19 protein-coding genes are annotated in these 20,520 nt (G+C 51.3%); 2 read left to right on the top strand and 17 right to left on the bottom strand.

Translation table 11 applies throughout. The features are described 5' to 3' along the window. Positions 1 to 163: 163 nt before the first annotated feature. On the bottom strand, positions 164 to 985 hold the full coding sequence (locus tag KD147_RS01105) for an ion transporter (protein WP_212546592.1): 822 nt from the start codon (positions 983 to 985) through the stop codon (positions 164 to 166). Positions 986 to 1,400: 415 nt separating this feature from the next. Here KD147_RS01105 and rnk point away from each other — a divergent pair, with 415 nt between their 5' ends. Next, positions 1,401 to 1,814 carry a nucleoside diphosphate kinase regulator gene (gene rnk / locus KD147_RS01100; protein WP_212546591.1) on the top strand — a complete coding sequence of 138 codons (414 nt, stop codon included), beginning with the start codon at positions 1,401 to 1,403 and terminating at the stop codon, positions 1,812 to 1,814. Positions 1,815 to 1,925: 111 nt separating this feature from the next. Here rnk and KD147_RS01095 read toward each other — a convergent pair whose 3' ends face one another. Further along, a complete protein-coding gene (locus KD147_RS01095) occupies positions 1,926 to 2,861 on the bottom strand; it encodes a PDC sensor domain-containing protein (protein ID WP_502710215.1) in 936 nt (311 codons plus the stop codon). 249 nt (positions 2,862 to 3,110) lie between these two features. On the opposite strand from KD147_RS01095, the gene KD147_RS01090 reads away from it, so the two are divergent. After that, positions 3,111 to 3,536, top strand: a complete 426-nt coding sequence (locus KD147_RS01090) for a hypothetical protein (protein WP_212546589.1) — start codon at positions 3,111 to 3,113, stop codon at positions 3,534 to 3,536. Between the two features lie 77 nt (positions 3,537 to 3,613). On the opposite strand, the gene KD147_RS01085 is transcribed toward KD147_RS01090, so the two are convergent. The 15 genes from KD147_RS01085 to nlpI all read right to left on the bottom strand — a co-directional run bounded on the left by KD147_RS01085 (position 3,614) and on the right by nlpI (position 20,481). Further along, a complete protein-coding gene (locus KD147_RS01085) occupies positions 3,614 to 4,336 on the bottom strand; it encodes an SIR2 family NAD-dependent protein deacylase (protein WP_212546588.1) in 723 nt (240 codons plus the stop codon). Positions 4,337 to 4,439: 103 nt separating this feature from the next. Continuing rightward, entirely contained in the window at positions 4,440 to 5,756 is a 1,317-nt protein-coding gene (locus tag KD147_RS01080) for a sensor histidine kinase (protein WP_249318863.1), read from the bottom strand. Next, positions 5,756 to 7,081 (bottom strand): sigma-54-dependent transcriptional regulator, encoded by a 1,326-nt coding sequence (locus tag KD147_RS01075; protein WP_212546587.1) that lies wholly within the window; start codon positions 7,079 to 7,081, stop codon positions 5,756 to 5,758. The genes KD147_RS01080 and KD147_RS01075 overlap by 1 nt, the downstream gene beginning before the upstream one ends. A 311-nt stretch (positions 7,082 to 7,392) precedes the next feature. Continuing rightward, the gene (locus tag KD147_RS01070; protein WP_105190039.1) at positions 7,393 to 8,598 is read right to left on the bottom strand and encodes an ABC transporter permease; all 1,206 of its coding nucleotides are present in this window, start codon (positions 8,596 to 8,598) and stop codon (positions 7,393 to 7,395) included. Between the two features lie 9 nt (positions 8,599 to 8,607). Then, positions 8,608 to 9,921, bottom strand: coding sequence for an ABC transporter permease (locus KD147_RS01065; RefSeq protein ID WP_105190040.1), 1,314 nt, complete (start codon positions 9,919 to 9,921; stop codon positions 8,608 to 8,610). 1 nt (position 9,922) lies between these two features. After that, on the bottom strand, positions 9,923 to 10,657 hold the full coding sequence (locus KD147_RS01060) for an ABC transporter ATP-binding protein (RefSeq protein WP_105190041.1): 735 nt from the start codon (positions 10,655 to 10,657) through the stop codon (positions 9,923 to 9,925). A 29-nt stretch (positions 10,658 to 10,686) separates the two neighbouring features. After that, positions 10,687 to 11,946, bottom strand: a complete 1,260-nt coding sequence (locus KD147_RS01055) for an efflux RND transporter periplasmic adaptor subunit (RefSeq protein WP_105190042.1) — start codon at positions 11,944 to 11,946, stop codon at positions 10,687 to 10,689. Positions 11,947 to 12,368: 422 nt separating this feature from the next. Next, a complete protein-coding gene (locus tag KD147_RS01050; protein WP_105190043.1) occupies positions 12,369 to 12,698 on the bottom strand; it encodes a Na+/H+ antiporter subunit G in 330 nt (109 codons plus the stop codon). 8 nt (positions 12,699 to 12,706) lie between these two features. After that, on the bottom strand, positions 12,707 to 12,976 hold the full coding sequence (locus tag KD147_RS01045; protein ID WP_105190044.1) for a K+/H+ antiporter subunit F: 270 nt from the start codon (positions 12,974 to 12,976) through the stop codon (positions 12,707 to 12,709). Then, the gene (locus KD147_RS01040; protein ID WP_105190045.1) at positions 12,970 to 13,506 is read right to left on the bottom strand and encodes a Na+/H+ antiporter subunit E; all 537 of its coding nucleotides are present in this window, start codon (positions 13,504 to 13,506) and stop codon (positions 12,970 to 12,972) included. The genes KD147_RS01045 and KD147_RS01040 overlap by 7 nt, the downstream gene beginning before the upstream one ends. 1 nt (position 13,507) lies before the next feature. Beyond that, the gene (locus tag KD147_RS01035) at positions 13,508 to 15,031 is read right to left on the bottom strand and encodes a monovalent cation/H+ antiporter subunit D (RefSeq protein WP_212546586.1); all 1,524 of its coding nucleotides are present in this window, start codon (positions 15,029 to 15,031) and stop codon (positions 13,508 to 13,510) included. Then, positions 15,032 to 15,382 carry a Na+/H+ antiporter subunit C gene (locus tag KD147_RS01030; protein WP_105190046.1) on the bottom strand — a complete coding sequence of 117 codons (351 nt, stop codon included), beginning with the start codon at positions 15,380 to 15,382 and terminating at the stop codon, positions 15,032 to 15,034. It abuts the gene before it with no gap. Further along, complete coding sequence (locus KD147_RS01025; protein ID WP_212546585.1) at positions 15,382 to 18,174, bottom strand: monovalent cation/H+ antiporter subunit A; 2,793 nt, start codon at positions 18,172 to 18,174, stop codon at positions 15,382 to 15,384. Before KD147_RS01025 ends, KD147_RS01030 begins: the two co-directional genes overlap by 1 nt. Positions 18,175 to 18,416: 242 nt before the next feature. After that, the gene (locus KD147_RS01020) at positions 18,417 to 19,613 is read right to left on the bottom strand and encodes a tetratricopeptide repeat protein (protein ID WP_105190048.1); all 1,197 of its coding nucleotides are present in this window, start codon (positions 19,611 to 19,613) and stop codon (positions 18,417 to 18,419) included. Continuing rightward, complete coding sequence (gene nlpI, locus KD147_RS01015) at positions 19,603 to 20,481, bottom strand: lipoprotein NlpI (RefSeq protein WP_105190049.1); 879 nt, start codon at positions 20,479 to 20,481, stop codon at positions 19,603 to 19,605. The genes KD147_RS01020 and nlpI overlap by 11 nt, the downstream gene beginning before the upstream one ends. Positions 20,482 to 20,520 lie beyond the last annotated feature (39 nt).

Genomic DNA, 20,520 nt, shown 5'->3' with positions numbered 1-20,520 from the left:
TAAGGTTAGCAATCGTGAAGTGTAGGGAGGTTTATAAGTGCGCTGCAACTGATAAAGTGAGACGAAAGTCGGCCATCGGGTCAACGCATTTATTCGTTTACAATCCGATGGCTGGTCATAATTTAGATTGGTGGATATGAAACACCCACCAAGATAAAAGCGTTTACCCTTGCTCCTTGCCTTGTCCCTTGCCCTGCTCCTTTATGAGCTGTTTTAGCTCTTGAATTTCCTTATGCAGGTCTTCAATGGTTGGGGTATTGTCCGCCGCTTCCTTTTCCTGACGCACCTTGGCGTGTTCGTCTTCCATCACGTTGACGACAATGCCTATCACCATGTTTAAAAAGGCAAAGGCGGTGAAGAAGATAAACGTCAGGTAGAAAATCCACGACATGGGGTAGACTTCCATGGTCTCGTATTGAATATCCGTCCAATCTTCGAAGGTCATGATCCTGAACAGGGTCAGCATGGAGATGGCGATGTCGCCCCATAATTCGGGGTTAATGTCCTTAAAGATAAAGCTGCCAAATGCGGCGTAGATATAGAAGATGATAAACATCAACAGGATCACATAGCCCAATTGCGGCAGGGCCTTAATAAGTGAGTTGATCAACACCCGAAGCTCAGGTACCACCGACACCATACGCAATACCCGGAACACCCTGACCAAGCGCGCTAACAGGGCCATTTCACTGTCGTTAATGGGGAGCAGGCTAACGGCGACAACCAGGGTATCGAAGATATTCCAGCCTTTTTTGAAGAAGTTCTTCTTGTCTTCATCGGTGATAAAGCGGATCGATATTTCGAACAAAAAGAAAACTGTGATGAATACATCCAGTATGTTGGTGAAGGACATGGCGCCATCCGGCAAAGAAAAGGTTTTTGCTCCTATCTCTAAGGCGGAAATAATGATCACCGACACCACGGCCAGCTCAAACAGCTTGTTGTTCTTCAGGTTGTTTAACGAGTATCTAATGTTTTCGTACATGATTAGCTAAATTTAATAAAACCAAAAATAGACGCAGTGAGCGCGATTCTATCATTGGAAAACATAAAGCGTATTGTTAAATTTGTAGTTGGAGCACATGATTACTCTGGGTGTACATGGGAAACCTTAAGCACATTCGCTCAAGCAGCCGAATCCCTGCACAGTAAGCACATCGTTCCCGGCCACGAGGCCTTAGATGGCAATCCCCGTTTCCCTTGCGCTCCCAGCCGGTTTGCCATGTAAAAAGTACAACATCATTTTTACCCCGCCTTGCAATTAAAATTTATATTGCATAAAACCTAATAAACCCCCTTAAATAAAACAGCAAAAATAACCATTGGCTTTATTTATTTTGCAGATATACTCGGCTAAATACTGTGTGTGCCTTTAGGCATTTATTTGTTAGCTGATAAAAATGAACAATAAACCCGACATCACCATTTCCACCTTGGATTTAGATCGCCTTTATAACTTGATTGAGTCTTTGCCGCACAACGACGCCTCAGGCCTTGAGCTGTTGGAGGAAGAGTTAAACCGGGCCAATGTAGTGCCGCCCAAAGAAATGCCGGAGGCGGTGGTCACTATGAATTCGACGGTAAGGTTTTATGTCGAGTCTGCGGGTAAAGAGTTCGAACTGACGCTCGTTTACCCAAAAGATATGGATAACAGCGGCAAAAAGGTCTCTATTCTTGCTCCGGCAGGCAGTGCCCTGATTGGTTTGGCAGTGGGCGATGAAATAGAGTGGCCTAAGCCCACGGGTGGCACTTTAAAAGTAAAAATTACCGAAGTCCTGTATCAGCCCGAGCGCGCCGGTGACTTCGTTTCATAACCTAAATCCTATCAGGGCTTAACAACGCGGGGAATACCAGGCTTGGCCAATTCCCCGTGACTATCTTGACTCTAAACGGGCCATTGTCCCATTGTCTTTTTATCGCACAACCTACTCTTTTGAGCGCCGCTGCTGCGCCTCCACCAGCATTAATTCGGCCTTGGCACCGAGGTAAACATAAATCCCTAAACCGATTAATAAGCCGATAACACTCAGCATCATCAATAACGCGGGAATGGTAAATTCACCTTGCCCTAAAGAGGCTTTAAACATGGTTAGCAAGGCTTCGATGGACACGGCAATCAATATTGTCGAGATAAACCGGGTGATGGTGCGCCGGGTAGAGCTATGTCGGAAGATATCCTTATGCATTAAGATTTCTTCTTCTAAAATGGTTTTCCCAAGGTCAAATATCGACAGAGCTAAGGTGATAAAAATAATAATTCCGAAAGGCCTTAGCGGATCGCTCACATTGTTAAGGTTGGCCAATAAATCCATTATCTCTAGGCCAACGTTATAAACCAAAACTAAAACCAGGGTAAATAGGCTCACCACAATCACACTGTATCCGACTTTAAATGCGCCACTGAAGCGGCCGCGGGAGCGATCTCCCATGATATATTCAATAAGCTTAACCAGGTTAACATCGACAACCGCGTAACCTTGCTTATGCTCTGCCAGGGTACAACTTGTTAATACAGAGACGCACAAATTGCCCGATGCCAAAGAGATATAGGGTTCGGTCATCACCACGGCGGATTGATTGTCTGCAATGGCGATAAAATAAGGCCTGCTGGCACGATTGACGCCCCGACCCGGGGCAATATGACCATCGGCTTGAATATTGGCACTGAGCTGGATGCCTTGGGCATTTAGCACATACACCAGCTCGGCAAAGCCATAGCACCGGCATACCTGCGCCACCGCTTTATTCACATTGCCCGGCCAATCGCTTTGGGCAACCAGCGAATGTATTAATGATTCCAATAAGGGCACCACATCGGCGTAATGTTCTCGATATCGCTCGATTACGCTTAAGTAACTCATCGCCATACTCAATCCTCGCTGCAATTGCTTACACTTTCTGCACGCAGGTTTGATGCCAAATTAAATTAAGCCTAAATATCATATGATTACATCTTAAAACCACCTTTATCTGGACTCTGGATGTACTAAAACGGGGCGAAATCACTAAGCCCGTGCCCCGCTTCGGTGCGAGCTGTAAAAACATTCATTCTCTATTTAAGTTCTTGTTCTATAATGAACCCATTAGTAATACAAAAAAGGGAAAATGTTATGAAACAGCTAGTTGCCGTAATCACCTTATTCGCCAGCGCCTTCGTACTAAGCGCCTGTGAAGATGCCAAAACCAGCAGCGAAAAAGCCAAAGAAAGCGCCGCAGAGGCCAAAGAAGAAGTGGTGGCTGCCTGGGACAGCGCCGTTGATGAAGTAAAAGAAGCGGCCAACAACTTGCAGGAAGAATCCTTCTCTGAAAAAGTTGATGAATTGATGGCTGAAACCAAGGCGCTTGCCTCAGCGGCCAGTGAAGAAGGCAAAACTCAGTTCAGCCAGCTGATGGCCGACTCAAAAGAGTTAGCGCAAAAGGCCTGGGATGAGTCAAAAGAAGGTGCCGGCGAGCTATCGGATGAAACCAAAAACCAGATTGACGCGCTGATTGAGAAAATCCGCGAAACCCGTGAAGAGTTAGAAGCGAATCAATAAGCGTTTAACCACCCAAATGTGATGTTACCAAACCCGGCGAAAGCCGGGTTTTTATTTGCCCAAAACCTGGGCTCGCCCTAGCCCTGCTTTTGAATATATTCCAAGGCCGTCATTTTATGATAAGTGACGTTAGGGTGCAGAATATGCGTGGGCTGCGGGTCGACCACCTCAATGGGAATGGCTAAGCTGCGCGCCACCTCCAGTGCCATCTGGGTAATATTGACACTAAAAGAGGTGCCCATAAACACCATGCGATCCGCCGCCAGCATGCGCCGCTGCGCCTCATCTATACCGTACAGGTCGGTATAGTACTCATCAAACAGCAACACAAAGGGCTTAAACGAGCGATGCAGCACCGGCCCCTGCTCTGGGATGGCAAACACCTCTAATAGGGATTGGCTTAGCCGCGACTCATCCACCTGCTCCCAGGGAGCAGTTAGTTTATCAACCGGCTCGCCCTGATTGTGAAATTCGGTCATCAAATCCAGGCGACCATGAATGGCAATGTAGTCCTGGTTACCGGCCTTGCCATCGAGACCATCGATGTTTTGAGTGATCAGATTTTTATCCGCCAACCAGTAATGCACCTCGTTCGGACCATGGTCACGATAACTGGCAAATCGATGGTAATACCAGGCGAGAAACTCATCCGGGCGCGTTTGGTACATGCGCCGCGTCGCCATTTCCATCGGCGTATAATTTTTACTGCCGATGCGCCAAAAGCCGTCTTCACCGCGAAAGGTGGGAATACCGCTGGCGGCACTGACGCCGGCCCCGGTGATATAAAGTGTGTTGCTCATAGCTTTGGACAATAGGGAGTCATGCCATTAGCTTGCCCCAAGCGCCGTGGGCGAGCAAGTTTAATTACCCGCCACGCTGATTTGGCCCAGGCCATGGCAAAGCCTACACCTTTACCATCGGCAGATTTACCCGCACCACCAGCCCGCCTTGGGGTTGATTATGCAAGCTGATATCACCATGATGGGCCTCGCAGATTTCCCGGCACAGGGCTAAGCCAAGACCACTGCCACTGCTTTTGGTGGAATAAAATGGTACCAAGGCGCTGGCCATCACGGTCTCGGTCATGCCCTTGCCCTTATCGCCAACGCAAATCACCTGCTGTCCATGGCTTTCCACGCTCAGCCAGACATCCTCGGCGGCACCGCCCGCCTCATGAGCATTTTTTAGCAGGTTGATCAGTAATTGCTGAATTTGTGTTTCGTCGCCATAACCAAACTCCGCCAACTCCCCCTTGATCTTGAACTGCCATTGCTGCGCCAACCCTTGTATTAATTCGGCCCATCTAAATTCGCTGAGTTGTGGCTGCGGCAGTTTGGCGAACTTGCCATAACCTTGTACAAACTCACTCAGGCGGGCGATGCGCTCGTCTATGGTATTAAACACCCGCTCTAGGCGTTCATCGTCTACCCGCTGGGCAATTAAACGCCCGGAGTGCAACATGGAAGAAATCGGTGCCAGTGAATTATTCAGCTCGTGGCTGATAATGCGTATCACCTTCTTCCATACCTGCACCTCTTGGCGCGATATTTCCCGGGTCATGGGTTTTAGAATATAGAGATTATGGGGTTGGTTATTTAATAAAAACTCGCCGGTGGCCAGGTGCCAGGTTTGCCTTTGTTGCTGCTCCTGATCAACGCTAAACAGACCCTCTCCGCCACGTTGCAAGGCTTCGGCAATGGCCTCGGGCATGCCACTAAAAAGATTCGAGAGCGTTTCCCCTTCCACCTTAATACCGGCAAATAGCAAACCGCGAGCACTGTGATTGGTATACACGATTTGCCCTTTCGAATTCACCAACAGCAAAGCCTGCGGCGAGTTATGCAGCACCTTGTCGAGCATCAGCTCTCGTTGATAGATCCACTGGCGCTCTTGATGCAGCTTGTTGGCGGTTTCATTGTACAGGCTGCATAAATCCCCCAGCTCATTGTTGCCCTGATAGGCCAAGGTGGTTGAAAAATCCCCGTCTTTAAAGTTTAACAGCCCCGACTCGACCGCCTGTAAGCCTTTTGCTATGGGCGATACCACCAGGGTCACAAAGAGCGCCTGAACTACTCCCAAAGCCAGGGCCAGAACCAGCCCCTGCATAAGGTTAAATACGTCAAATAAGACGCCGATGGTGACAAGCAGGCAGATAAACAGGCTCATCCACAGACTGAGCTGCCAGATAAGTCGACCCGCCCCTTTGGGAAATATAATCATCAGTAATCGATACCAAACTTTTGCATGCGTCTATACAAGGCCTGACGCGATAAACCAAACTCCCGAGCGACCTTAGCGACGACCCCCTGATGGGCACGCATGGCCGCTTCAATTTCGTGTTTTTCCGGTTCATGCTTAACCTGGTGATTCTCACCGACAGGATGCAGCGCGAAGTCTTCAGCCTGCAACTCTCCTTCGGGTTTGAGCACACCAATGCGCTTACAGGCATTTTCCAGCTCACGCACATTGCCAGGCCAGGAATGCTGGCGCAGCATGGCTTCGGCATGAGGGCTTAATTCCCGTCCCGGTAGAAAGTGTGCGATTAAGGCGGCAATATCGTCCTTGCGCTGCGCTAAAGGGGGAATGCTAAGCTCGATAACATTAAGACGATAGTACAGGTCCTCGCGAAAGCGCCCCTGCTGGATATCACCGAGCAAATCGGCGTTAGTGGCGGAGATCACCCGCACATTCACCTTACGGGTTTGGGTTGAGCCCACACGTTCAAATTCGCCAGTTTGCAGCACCCGCAACAGCTTCACCTGACCATCGAGCGGCAGGTTGCCAATTTCATCCAAAAACAAGGTGCCACCATCGGCGGCTTCGAAACGACCGATTCGGGTTTGCTTGGCACCGGTGAAGGCCCCCGCTTCGGCGCCAAAGAGCTCGGCCTCAATCAAATCCGCGGGCAAGGCTCCGGCATTAACCTTGATAAAGGGCTTGGCTTTAAGAGGGGAATTACGGTGGACAATCTCGGCGATGCCTTCTTTACCACTGCCGTTGGCACCGGTGATAAGCACGGGCACATCCGAGCGCGCCACCTGCAGGGCCATGTCCACCACCCGATGCATGGCGGCACTGGCAAAGACCTGACCGGCCAAATCAGCTCCCTCCTGGACCTGGGTGCGCTCTTGAGCCTGGCGTTTAAAGGTGGCATTTTCACTGGCCGCCTCGCCTAGGGCCACCAGGTTATCTATGGTGGTGAGCAGCTTTTGGTCATCCCAGGGCTTGCTCAGATAGTCGGCGGCTCCGGCCTTAACCAGCTCCACCGCGGTACTGAGCTCGGTCCAGGCGGTGATAAGGACAATGGGCAGATGAGGGTTAATGTCGCGCAAGTCGTAAAACAACTTTTTGCCTTCCTCACCCGAGGTGGTATCAGCACTGAAGTTCATATCCTGAAGCACCAGCGCGATACGCTGATAGCGCACAATATGTAACGCCTCGGCGGGCGTTTCACAGGTCACGGCGTGGTAGTCATGCAGCTCTAGGAGCAGCGACAAGGCGTCTAACACCGCCGGGTTATCGTCAACTATCAGTATTTTTTTCATATTATCCTGAGGGTCTGTTTATCTTTGCGGTTTACTTTATGTTCAATCTAAACGCATTCTGATCACGACGCTCGTTATGATGCATAGTCATTCTATGTTCATAGCGAGTAACACAGAGCAGGATGCGTTTAGATGAACCCGTAGGGCAGCGCGTGTAGCGCATTTCTACTGTGTTGTTACATGTTTATGTAGAATAACTACACCACACATGTGCCGCCTTGTATAAATTCACTACAAACTGCTGCAGAAACAAACAACAAAGGTCAACAGACCCTTATCTAGAGCGCGCCCAAGGGCGCGCTGAATTGTTATTATATTGAGCGCGTGGCTATACTTGGCGCCACTTTGGCAGCGCGCAGTGCGGGTCCCCATGCTGCCACTAGGCTCATTATGAGCATAAATACCGCACTCGCCAATACGAAAGTAAAGGATAAGCTGGGTAAAGAGAAGACTTTCATCAGTTGCTGGCCTAATAAGACCGCCAAGGCAGCGCCAATCAACAGGCCTAAACCGGCAACCAAAAAGTTCTCAATGAGGAAGTAACGAACAATGGCCGACTTGCGAGCCCCGAGCGCGCGGCGCGTACCAATTTGCTTGGTGCGTTTACTGATATTGAATAAGGTAAGACCGAAAATACCCAGAGCAGTCACCAGCACCAATACCACTATCAAGACCACCAGCATGCGCATCACCAGGGTATCGCGGGCCAGATAAGATGCCTTGCTTTCGTCCAAGCCTTCGATGCCGTAAAAAACACGGCGCGATTCGCTTTTTAATAAGAGCTCTTCCACTTTTGCCATCACTTGTGCGCGCTTGCCCGGCTCGGTACGTACTAAAAATCCGGCGCGAGGTTGAGACAGGTTGAACGGGAAGATCACCACGTTGGCCGGACGACTGTCATTCAGCCAGGGGCCTTTTATGGTGTCGATAATACCGATAATTTCTACCGCATCTTCGCCCTGATACAGTACTTTGCCAAGGGCCGAACCATCTGGATAGAGCTCTTCGGCAAAATCCTTGGTAACTATCGTGGTATTGGGCAACTTATCGTAGTTATCCGCATGCACCACTTCTTCCGGGTAGAAATTACGTCCTTCGATCAGTTTGGCGCCCAAGGTATTGAGCATATGCTCATTGGTAGTAAAGTAGGCCGCCCGCACCCCGGTGCCAATTTCGGGATTGGGCACCAAATGCATGCTACTTGAGGAACCACTGCCCGACAACGGCATCCAGTTGGTCATGGCTGCATCAATAACACCGTCAATGGCGCGCAGGTCGCGCTCATCCTGCGCATATTGTTGAACCAGGTTAATACTTGGGTCGAAGGTGCTGACACTCAGGCTGAAAATCGCTTCTTCGTCGTAACCGGTTTCCTGGTTTAAATAGGTCAGACGGTCACTGATCATAAAGGCGGCATTGCTGACGATAGCCAGGGTGATTGCCACCTGTATCAGCAACAGCACAGCCCCTATTTTTGAGCGCAGCAGTGCGTTGATCATGGGTTTTAATTCTAACATGGGTCTCTCCTACTGCGTTTTCAGGTAATAAGCGGGGTTGGTACGGCACACCTGCCAGGCCGGCAGCAAACCCGCCAAGATACAGGCGACAATGGCAATGATAGGTGCGCTGGCGAGCATCAAAAAGTCCATCTTCGCGAGGGCCGAATAATAGCTGTAGCTTTCTCTGACACCCCACAAACATAGCTGCGCCAGTAAAATGCCCAGCAGGCCACCGAAGAGCCCCAATAGCCCCACCTCAACAAGGTGCTGAAAAAATACCTGGGTTTTACTTGCCCCCAAGGCGCGACGCACGCCCACCTCGGGTGCACGGCGCATAAATTTCGCTAACAGCAGGCCAAGAATATTAGCCAAGCACACGGCCAGGAACATAAAGCTTAACAACACTAAAATTTTATTATCTTCGCTGACCACCTCGTTGTATTCCATCCATTGATTTACATCACGCAGGCTGTATTTAGGCTCTTTGCGGGCAAAGCGACCTATCTTCTGTTGCTCCTGAATATAGCCTTTTAAATACTGCTCATAATTGGCTTTCGATTCTGGGCTATCGAGCTGCACCCAGTACTGGATCCAGACGATCTCAGAGTCCAGCCTTTGCTTAAAGGTGGTCACCATTTCGCGTTTCCAGCCATTGCTGTTACCCCAGGTGCCTATTTCCAGTTCTTTAACCAGTGAGAATGGGTAAAACACGCGCTCGGGACGTTTAAATGAACCGTTATTCAAATCGTAGTATTTGGTGTGCTCGGTTACCGGCTCAATCACGCCGACCACTTCAAACAAGAACTTGTCGAGAAACACCGTCTTACCCACTGGGTTAGTCTCACCAAAAAGCTCTTCGCTGAGGCTACGCTCTAACACCACCTTGTTAACGGCATTGTCCTCATCACTTTGGCTCCACGGGCCGCCATGGATAAATTGGGCGTTGAACATGGAAAAGAAGTCCCGCCCCGTAGCCCTGGCGTCCATCAATTTAGGCGCATTGCTCTCGTCACCCAGGTGCACGGCAAAGCCGGTGCGCACCATGGCTGCCTGGGCATCACCTTTGGCGTCCGTCATCAGCCTTTGCGCATCTTTAAAGGTCAACTGGTAAGGAATATCATCCTTGGTAAACCAACCCTCGCCTTCGTCCATGGTTTGCAGTTGCAGCGCAAATAGCTGCTCGCTTTTGCTTGGGATGGGGTCGGCGCTCATCATGTGATACACCGACAAGGTGGTCATGGTGATACCGATACCTATGGCAATGGCTATCACCATTAAGGCGCTGACCAGGGGCGTGCGTTTAAACGAACGCCAGCTTAAATCCACATAGTACCAAAGCATATTAGGCCTCCGCTGCGCGTGCGGCTATGTCACCCGCCGTCTGTTCTTTATTGGGCGCACCCTGATACAGGCTGAAGTCGGCCAGTTGACCGTCAACCACCTGAATATTGCGCGGCGCGCGACGAGCCAGCTCAGGATCGTGGGTCACCATGACTATGGTGGCGCCTTCACGGTTAATTTCTTCGAGGATTTCCATCACTTGGCGGGCCATTAAACTGTCCAGGTTCCCTGTTGGCTCATCGGCGAGTAAAAAGCGCGGCTCACCGGCCAGGGCCCGGGCGATGGCCACCCGCTGCTGCTGACCACCGGAAAGCTGCTGCGGCAGGTGTTTGGCACGCGCGCCCAGGCCTACCAGCTCCAGGCAGCGTTCAATGCGCTTTCTACGCTCCGCCGATTTAATGCCGCGATAGCGCAACGGCACTTCCACGTTCTCATACAGGTTCAAATCGGGAATAAGGTTAAAGCCCTGAAAGATAAAGCCGATTTTTTGGTTACGCAGATCGGCACGCTGATTGTCGTTGAGCTTGCCAACATCGATACCATCAAGCTCATAGGTGCCACTTGAGAAGGGCTCCAGCATGCCGGCAATGTTTAAAAAGGTGGTTTTACCGCTGCCGCTTGGGCCGGTGACGGCGATGAACTCGCCCTGCTCCACCTCGAGATTAAAGTCGCGTAGCGCATGGGTCTGCACCATTTCCGTTTGGTATACCTTGTTGATGTTATTCATTTTAATCATTGTATTCTTCCTCTGATGTTGAGCTGGAGTTAGCGCAGTAAAACGCGCTCGGCCTGCTTAAATGAGTCATAGTTTGATACCACCAGGGTATCGCCTTCGGCGACGCCGGCGGTGAGCTCCACATTGGCTACGCTGGTCGCTCCGGTTTGAATTTGAATGCGCTCGGCGACATCGCCATTGACGCGGTAGGCTATCAAGCCACCCTCGTTCATAAAGGCTCCGCGGCGCACCATCAATACGTTTTCTCTGTTTTCTAATAAGATGCGTGCCGATAAGCGCTGATTCTGACGAATTTTGTCAAACTGCGATTGATCGAAGCGCACCCGGGCACTGACCTGGCGTTCTTTCACTTCCGGCGAGATAGACGACAAGGTGCCGACCACACGGTTGTCGGCAATTTTGAGCTCAACCTCCAGGCCCAGTCCCAGTTCATTGGCATAGCTTTCCGGCACCTGCAGCTCGGCTTCAAAGGCACTCAGATCAACGAGTGTCATCAGTGCCTCACTTGGCGACACTGCTGCCTGTTGCTGCACCAGCCAGTTACCCACCACCCCAGCAACGGGGGCAACTATCTGCAACTCGTTAACGCGGCGGTTTAGTTCATCCACCACCAGTTGTTGGCGCGTCACATCTCCCTGCGCCGATTTAAGCTCGAATGCCAGGGTGTCTTTACCGATTTCGACTTCTTGTTGGGCGTGTTTGTAGGCCAACTTAGCGCGCGCCAGGTCGTCCTGAGCCTGCTCCATGTCGATTTGGCTGATAAGATTATCCTTAATAGATAACAGCGCCCGACGGTGCTCACGCTCGGCGGCATTCAGGGTGACCGTGGCCATATCTAAGGTTTGTGCCAGCGCCAACTTGTCGCGACGGATCTGCAATTCCTTGCGTGACAGCTCATCGCTCAGGCGCTGCAGCTCTGATTCTTGTTGTTTAAGTTCGTTGGTCAGTTCCGGGCTGTGAACCTTAGCTATGGTTTGGTTCTTTGCCACTTCATCGCCTGGGTTGACCAGTAGCTGCACATAGCCCTTTGACGGGCTGTAGATTTGCGGCGCATTGGCGGCCACAATAAACCCTGTGGTGGCGATATCGCGAACCAGATCGCCACGGACCACGGCTGCAGTTTTCACCGAATCCCGGCTTAGTGATAATTGGGTATCACCATTACTGGCACTCAAACTGTAGGCGGCCAAGGCCGCAACCAAGGTCACGCACGCCGCTCCAAGCCAATATTTGCGGTAGCTTTTAGTGGCCGCTAGTTGAATATCTTGTCCCTGAGTATCGCGGATCATAACAACGCCTCACACTGATTAGTGAGGTTGGGTGTTTTTATCAAACCAATAATAAACGCCGCCACTAGCATCAACAGTGGCGAGGTAAAAAAGACTAAGGTAGTGATCAACATGGTGCTATCCGTATGTTTTCTAATTGTTTTATTAGTTACGAGAAGCATGCCAATATAATAAAAACTTTATCTCATTGTTTTTATTAGTTTTTAATTGTGGATGGTGAAGTTTGGCGCTTGTCCGCGGACATAAAAAGTGTCCGCAACGGACACTTTTTTCGCGAAAACCGGACGCTTTTGACTGAACCCGGCAAAGCCCTGAAAATACCAAGTAGCAGTGAGGCACAAAAATATGATGGTGCGCAAGAAGAAACGGGGAAATAAATCAGTGGCCGCGTTTGCCGCGACCACCGGCTGAACTCACGAGATTTAATCGTCCTCGATATTATCCATGCCCTTGGTGCCATCCTTCGCCTTGAGCTCATGATGGATAGCTGATTTGATCAACATATAGCCGGTAATGGGCGCGGTGATCAACAAGAAGATGGAGATCAGGATTTCTTTAATATTAATCACCCCATTTTCTACGCTGAAGAACACGTTGGCGGCTATCAGTAGCAAGGCCATACCCAAGGTAGTGGCCTTAGTCGGCCCGTGCAGGCGCATAAAAAAGTCCGGCATTTTCACCAAGCCAATGGAGCCGATAAGGATAAACAGTCCGCCGACGATTAATAACGCCGAAATAAGCCATTCAGTCATAGCCGCTCCTATTCAATGATGTCGCCACGGAGCAGGTACTTACAGACCGCCACCGTACTGACAAAACCCAACATGGCAATAAGCAACGCCGCTTCAAAATAAATCTGCGTTTGCATGCCGATACCATAGAGAATAATTAGCGCTATGGTGTTGATATACATGGTGTCCAAGGCCAGGATGCGATCCGGTACCGAAGGGCCGACGATCAAGCGCCACAGATTAAGCATCAGGGACACGCCGATCATGGCAAAGACCATCAGTAATACACTTTCTAACATTGGAAAATCTCCTTAAGGGGCGCTTCGTAGCGACGCTTAATGGTCTCGATCAGGGCCTGCTCATCATCAAGGTCCAGCACATGGATAAGTAAGAAGCGCTGCGTCGGCACCTCGCCTTTGGGCAAGGACTCAGGAATGGGATACACCTCGGCACTGACGGTGCCGGGCGTTAATGACACCGTGCTGGCCAGCATGGTAATAGGCAGCTCATGCTCTAAGTCCAGCGGCACCTTGATAAAACCTGGGCGTAAGCGTTTGGTCGGGCCTAAAATTTTAAAGGCCACTTCCACATTGGCGGTAATGATGTCCCAAAGCACAATAAACAACTGCTTGGTCGCCAGGCCCGGGCGCAAAATCAGTGGCTGGGCGGTCCGAAATGGTGCAATCACCAGGGGGATCACAATCGCCAGCACGGCGCCAAGAATGAGGTGTCCAGCGGAAACGCTGTTGTTTAACAGCAACCACACGGCGAATAATAAAATGCTGCGAAATGGCGTTGGCAACCACTTATAACGAGCTTGTAAGCGCATGTTATTGCTCCTTAGCCAAGGCAAATACTGTGTCTATGGCCACCTGAGAATTGTGCAAAGCGGCGGCCGCCTGATTACTCATCTCACTTAGCGGCGCGGCAAACACCGTCATCATCAGGGGCACGGCCAAAATCAACACCAAGGCCCAGGTACGGCGTTTACCGGCGTAGACATTGTCTTCAAACTGCTCATCCTGATTGGGGTGATCGTGCCAAAACAAACTGGTCCCGGCGCGAGACAAAGCCACCAGGGTGGCTAGGCTGGCAAGCAGATAAATGGGCCAAAACACCCAGGCCACCTCGGCGCCATAAGAGGCGTCGAGCAACCACAGCTTGGCAACGAAACCGGATAAGGGCGGTAAACCGGCCAGGGCTATGGCGGCAAACACAAAACAGAAACCCAACAATTTAGGCTCGGCCACGCCACGGCTATTAACCAGGCGATCCTGCACCTTGCCGCGCTGCAAGGCTATCATATCGGCAACCAGGAACATGGCGGCACAGGCAATGGTGGAGTGGATCAGGTAATAGATGGCCACCGCCGTGGCCTGCTCGTTGTTGAGCGCCACCATGGCAATCAGGGTACCGACGGACACAATGACCAGATTGGCGCTTAAACGGCGCAAGTCTTCCGCCGCCAACACGCCCACCGCACCGACCACCAGGGTAACCAGGGCCAAAGGCCACAACCAGGTGCTGGCGATACCGCTTAGCTCCCCCGCTTGCTCGCCGAAGATCATGGTGAAGACACGCATAATGGCGTAGACCCCAACCTTGGTCATGATCGCAAATTGAGCGGCAATCACCGGCATAGCACGGCCATAAGTGGCCGGCAGCCACAGATGCAAGGGCAGCAAGGCCGCCTTAAGGGCAAAGACGATAAGCAGGAGAAGGCCGCCAATCTTGGCAAGATAAATATCATCGCCTTGCAACAGCGCTACCTTCACTGCCATATCGGCCATATTCAAGGTACCCAGCACGCCGTACAGCACGCCCAGGGCTATCAAGAAAATGCTCGAGCCAACCAGGTTTAAAATCACATAATGCAGCGCCGCCTTGGTGGTGTGCTTGTCTTTTTTATGCATCAGCAAGGCGTACGAGGCGATCAATAAGACCTCGAAAAATACAAACAGGTTAAACAGGTCACCAGTTAAAAAGGCACCATTAACGCCCATCAGCAGGAAATGCGCCAAAGGATGAAAGAAACTCCCTGCCTTATCGTCGCCACGACTGGCATACACTATGGTCACCAAAGACAAAAAGCTGGTGAGGATACACAGGGCCACCGCCAGCGGGTCCGCATACAAGACGATACCAAAGGGCGGCTGCCATTCACCTATGGCGTAGACCAGGGGACCACTGCCCAAGATAGTAGTTAATAGCAAGGTCGACGCCACCAGGGTAAATAAGGCCATAAAGCTGGCCACCCAACGTCTTAATACCAGGTTTTTGCCACACGGCGGCAACAACAGAATAATGCCCGCCAACAGCGGCAACAATACGGGTAAGGTGATCAAATGCTGCATCTATTTCGACCCCTTAGTGGCGCGGCTTGCGCGCGGTTGACCGTCCACATGGTCGTTACCCAAATCGGCACGGCCACGAATGGCTAGGATCACCACAAAGGCGGTCATCGCAAAGCCGATTACGATGGCGGTTAACACCAAGGCCTGCGGCAGTGGATCTGCATAACTGGCCGACTGCCCTAGCACCGGCGCCTGGTTTATTTTTAATCGGCCCGACGAAAACAGAAATAGATTGACCGCGTAAGAGAGCATGGTCAGCCCCAGCACCACGGGAAAAGTACGGGCGCGCAAAATCAGGTAAATGCCGCAGGCCACTAACAGACCTACACAACTTGCATATAAGAGTTCCATTAGAGATTAACCTTTTCTTTCGGGGTTTCTGCCGTCAATTTACCAAGACTGGCAAGGATCATTAATGTTGCGCCTACCACAGTTAGATACACACCTAAATCAAATATCATGGCGCTGGCCAATTCGGTCTTACCCACCAAGGGGATATCGAAATAATCGAACCAGCTGGTTAAGAAGTTACGGCCAAACAGCCAGCTACCCAGGCCGCTCAGGGTGGCGATGGCCAGACCCGAGGCGATGACCTTGCGGTAGTTAATATCCATACGCGCTCGGATCCAGTTGGAGCCATTGGCCATGTATTGCAAAATAAAGGCAATGGAGGTTACCAGGCCAGCAATAAAGCCACCACCTGGCAGGTTATGACCGCGCAGGAAGATATACACGGACACCATGATAGCCAGCGGTAACAAGCTTTGTGAAATACTCGCCAAAAGCAAAGGATGACGCTCACGCGCCCAAGGACGCCCTTCGCTGTCCGAGGCCGGCATAAATAACGGCAGATTCAATAACAGCTTGTAAATACCCAGGGCGGCGATGCCCAGTACGGTGATTTCACCCAAGGTATCGAAACCACGGAAGTCCACCAGGATCACGTTGACCACGTTGGTACCGCCACCGCCGGTTTTGGCGTTGCCGATAAAGAACTGAGAAATACTCTCTTGCGGGCGCGTTAACAGCGCATAACAGATACTGCCAACCACAATACCTATGGCACTACTGACCCCTAAATCGCGCAAAATACGCAGCGAACTCGACTCCTTCGGGGTGCGCTGCGGCAAGAAGAACAGCGCCAGCATCAGCAACATCACGGTCACTACCTCTACGGTAAGCTGAGTCAGGGCCAGATCCGGCGCCGAGAAACGGGTGAAGGCCACGGACGTCATCAGACCCACCACGGACACCAGGATCAAGGCTATCATCCGCGAGCGATGCCATATCAAGGTGGCCAGCGCACCTATCATCAGCAACGCCGCACCGATGGCATTATGAGCATCTATCTCACTAAGTCCGGTTGCCCCAGCCAGGGTGTGCATTTCAAACAAGGGTAAACCCGCCACCACTAAGGTAGAGAGCAAAAGAATAAAGACGTAACGCTGCAATGAGCCGTTCTCAATACGCAGGATTTGCTCGCGCGACCACACCACCACTCGTTGAATACTGGCATCGAACGCTTTTTTGGCACTGACGCTAGGCAAAGAGGCCTGGAATTGGAACAGGTATTTACGCTGCGAGTAAATAAAGAGACCGCCGGCCACCGCCACCGCACTCATTAGTAGCGGCAGGTTGAAACCATGCCAGATAGCCAGGTGATAGTCCGGCGCCTCGGCACCCAGCACGGCGTGAGAGGCCACGGTTAACAGCGGGTCCACCACAAATGCTGGGAACAGACCAACCAAAACACACAGGGTCACCAAAATTTCGATCGGCACACGCATATAGCGCGGCGCTTCATGAGGCTGTTTTGGTAAATCTTTTGGCTCACCATTGAAGAATACGTCATGGATAAAGCGCGCCGAATAAGCCACCGACAAGGCACCGGCTACGGTCGCCAATACAGGGATCAGCCAGGACATGGAGCCTAGCATCTGCTGGTGCAGGGTTTCGGCAAAAAACATTTCTTTCGATAAGAAGCCATTCAGTAGCGGTACCCCGGCCATGGACGCCGCGGCTACCATGGCTAACGTCGCCGTATAGGGCATATAGCGCCACATGCCATTGAGTTTGCGCATGTCCCGGGTGCCGGTTTCATGATCGATAATACCTGTGGCCATAAACAAGGAGGCCTTAAAGGTGGCATGGTTGATGATGTGGAAAATCGCCGCCACCGTTGCCAGTTGAGTGTCCAGACCCAATAGCAAGGTGATCAGACCTAAGTGACTGATGGTCGAATAGGCCAACAAGCCTTTGAGGTCGTGCTTAAACAAAGCAATGTAAGCACCCACCAACAAGGTGGTTAAGCCGGTAACGCCAACGATAATAAACCACAGCTCGGTACCCGCTAGAGCAGGATAGAAACGCGCCAGCAGGAAGATACCCGCCTTAACCATGGTCGCCGAGTGCAAGTAGGCACTGACTGGCGTCGGCGCAGCCATGGCATGAGGCAACCAGAAATGGAACGGAAACTGAGCCGATTTGGTAAATGCACCAAGGAGCACCAGAACAAGAATAAGCGGATACCACTGAGAGCTTTTTACCAGTTCACCACTTTGCAAAATCACATCCAGCTCATAGCTACCGACCAGTTGTCCCAGTAGCACCAAACCTGCAAGCAGGGCCAGACCACCGGCCCCGGTAATAGCCAAAGCCATACGCGCGCCCTTACGCGCCTCTGGGTTATACCACCAATAGCTGATCAGTAAGAAAGAACTAACACTGGTCAGCTCCCAGAAAAACCACATTTGAATAATGTTGTTCGCCGTGACTATGCCGAGCATGGCGGTCATAAACAGCATTAAATAGGCGTAAAGCTTGGGCATGGAGTCGTTGGCGCTCAGGTAATAGCGCGCATAGAGGATGATCAGTAGACCTATACCCAAGATCAGAATACAAAACAGCAGGCTTAAACCGTCTAAGCGAAAGGATAAATTCACCCCTAATTCAGGTATCCAAGGTAGGCTGGCGTAGAGTGTCTCGCCGGCCAATACCTGCGGCGCCATGCTGATCACCAGCGCCAGGCAGATTATAGGCATGACTGCAGTCACGGCGGCGCTTTGATTGCGCGATAATTTGCCTGTAAAACTCGCAAGTAAACTGCCTAACAAGGATAACAAGGGTATCCACAGCAATGTCATAGTTTAAAAACCTTCACTTTTGTTACCAAATTCCTTGGTAAAACTGTTATTTTGACCCCGCAAGGTGCGGGCTCTTGGGGCACCGAGAGCGTTAATATTAAGATTAGTTCAGTGCCAATTAAATTTTAATAATTAATCAGTTATACTGGGCTGCCCAGGCTTTGTCTAGACTCGCCAAGGCTATTCGGCTAAATCTTAGACGCCGGTTAACACCCTACTAACCTACCTAACAAAAATCTAGACTACAGACTCTCAGAGTCACTTTTATTATCCAGCGCGTCACGATATTCACGCCACTGAGTTTCGCCACTGAGGCGATAGAAGAAGTCGGCAAAACGGATATGTTTCCCAGGCCTTGCTAGCTCGGCTAACCATAGCCTTCTGTATAAAGGTGTCACCCCCACTTCCGACTGCTCCATCAGGCTTTGCCCGGCACTGGGTTTATAACCACGACCATTGCCGCAATAGGCGCTGGGCGCCCAACCTGGCGGTGCCTGCTCACCGACAAAGAGGTTGGCATACACTCTGCCCGACTGTTCACAAGCGCTCTGCTGCGCTGGCGGCGCCGGATACTCATCGGTGAAGCCGCTGAAATGCAGGAGCTCGTGCATAAACACATGGTAAGGGGCACTTACGCCTAGGTGCATAATGCCGCCTTGGACATTGGCCAGGCCCCCACCCGTCACCATGACGATAAAATCAAACCCCGGCGGCAGCTTAGTCGGTTTATGCGCTAACGGACGCCAGTCACAGCGACCAAAGCTGTCGGCCGAGTATTGGCAATCCAGAGCATCCCCCAGATACTGTGGCTCAGACAAGCAAAATAAACCGGCCTTGGGCTCGGGGTTAGTTAGATACCGCCCTCGCAATTGTTGCAACTTATGCATGGCCGCCAGACTGTCGCCGAGCAAAAGCAGGTTATAGCGACAGGCTTGTGGCCGCAATCTATGTAAGTCGGTGCCAAAACCCAGCTGCCGAGCATAGTCGTGGCCATCGGCCCCGACCTCTAAACCAAGGTGAAAGCGGCGACGATATTCCAGCTCATCGGGTAAGGTATAAGCTCGATTGATCTCACCCAACGCCTGCCACTGACCTTGCTGCACCATCGCCTGGGCCAGTTGCTGCCAGAGTTGCAGCATAACGCGCCGCTCCCCTTTACCATCAAGCGCCTGCTGCCAATGTAAGCGCGCACCACCTAAATCGCCCTGATGAAGCAATAACTGGGAAAGCAGTACCTGCGCTGGGGCCGCACCTACTCTAGCAAGGCGGCGCAACACGGGTTCGCTGTAATTCTGATACGTAAGTTCTGTGGGGTTTTGATAAAACCAAAAGGTCGCGGCGGCGGCATTGTTGTGCACCTGAAACTGCACCAATGCGGGTGTATGACTGATACTTCCGCACAGGCCAAGCAGTAAGATACCTAACAGGCTAGTACGCACCCTCGCCTGCCATTATGTCTAGCTCAAGGCGCGCATACTTGTATTCGACAAACTCATACACATTGGTCGAAAGAGCCAGTTTAAAATAATCGCTGGCCAGGGTATTTTCTCCCTTGGCCTGATGGCTTTTAGCGATATAGAAATAGGCCTCACACAAGCGCTCGGCGTATTCTTGATGCGACTCGACTCCCTCGGCCAAGGTGGCCAGGAGTTCCCTTTCGGTGATTTTACCCTGATAGAAGGCCACCAGTTGATAGGCCCAATTTTGTGGATCTAAGGCCTGGGCCATATCCATCAGGCTGGCCTTGGCTTTCACTGGGTCTTCGGCACGCTCGGCCAAATACACCCAAAGCACCCGATACGGGTCATCCGGGGCAAATTGCAAAAATGTCTGTAAATCGTCGCTGGCTAAGCCCGGGCGTTCGCCATAATACAAGGCGATGCCGCGGTTTAAGTAGGCATATTCATGCTCGCTATTAAGCTCTAGCACGGAATCAAACATTTCATAGGCCTTGCCGTATTGCTGCATCAGGGTGTGATGAATACCGAGGAAATTATACACCTCGGCCAGATCCGGCTTAAGGTTGACCGCACGGCTAAAATCGATGCGCGCTAAGGTGCTTAAACCCAGGCTATCGAAAAGTTTACCGCGATCATAATAAAGTAAGGCTTGTTGATCACTGGGCAGTTCGGCCTGCTCAATAAGCTCGCTGTAGCGGGCAACCGCCACTTCGCTGCGATAGTCGCTCGGCAGAGGTGCAGCAAAAGGCACGGTAACAACGTATTGGGGACTATCTGGTACGGATTGGCAACCGGTTAAGAGTAGCGTGATAACGCTGGCTACCGTAAGCGATAATGTTTTTCTCAAAGTCCTATACCTATAATCCGTGTGTGGATTTTCATTAAA

The sequence above is a fragment of the Pseudoalteromonas sp. BDTF-M6 genome (assembly GCF_018334135.1).
In the GTDB taxonomy this organism is placed as follows: domain Bacteria; phylum Pseudomonadota; class Gammaproteobacteria; order Enterobacterales; family Alteromonadaceae; genus Pseudoalteromonas.
The sequence above is the reverse complement of the archived record's forward strand: the minus strand, read 5'-3'. Positions and strand labels throughout refer to the sequence as shown.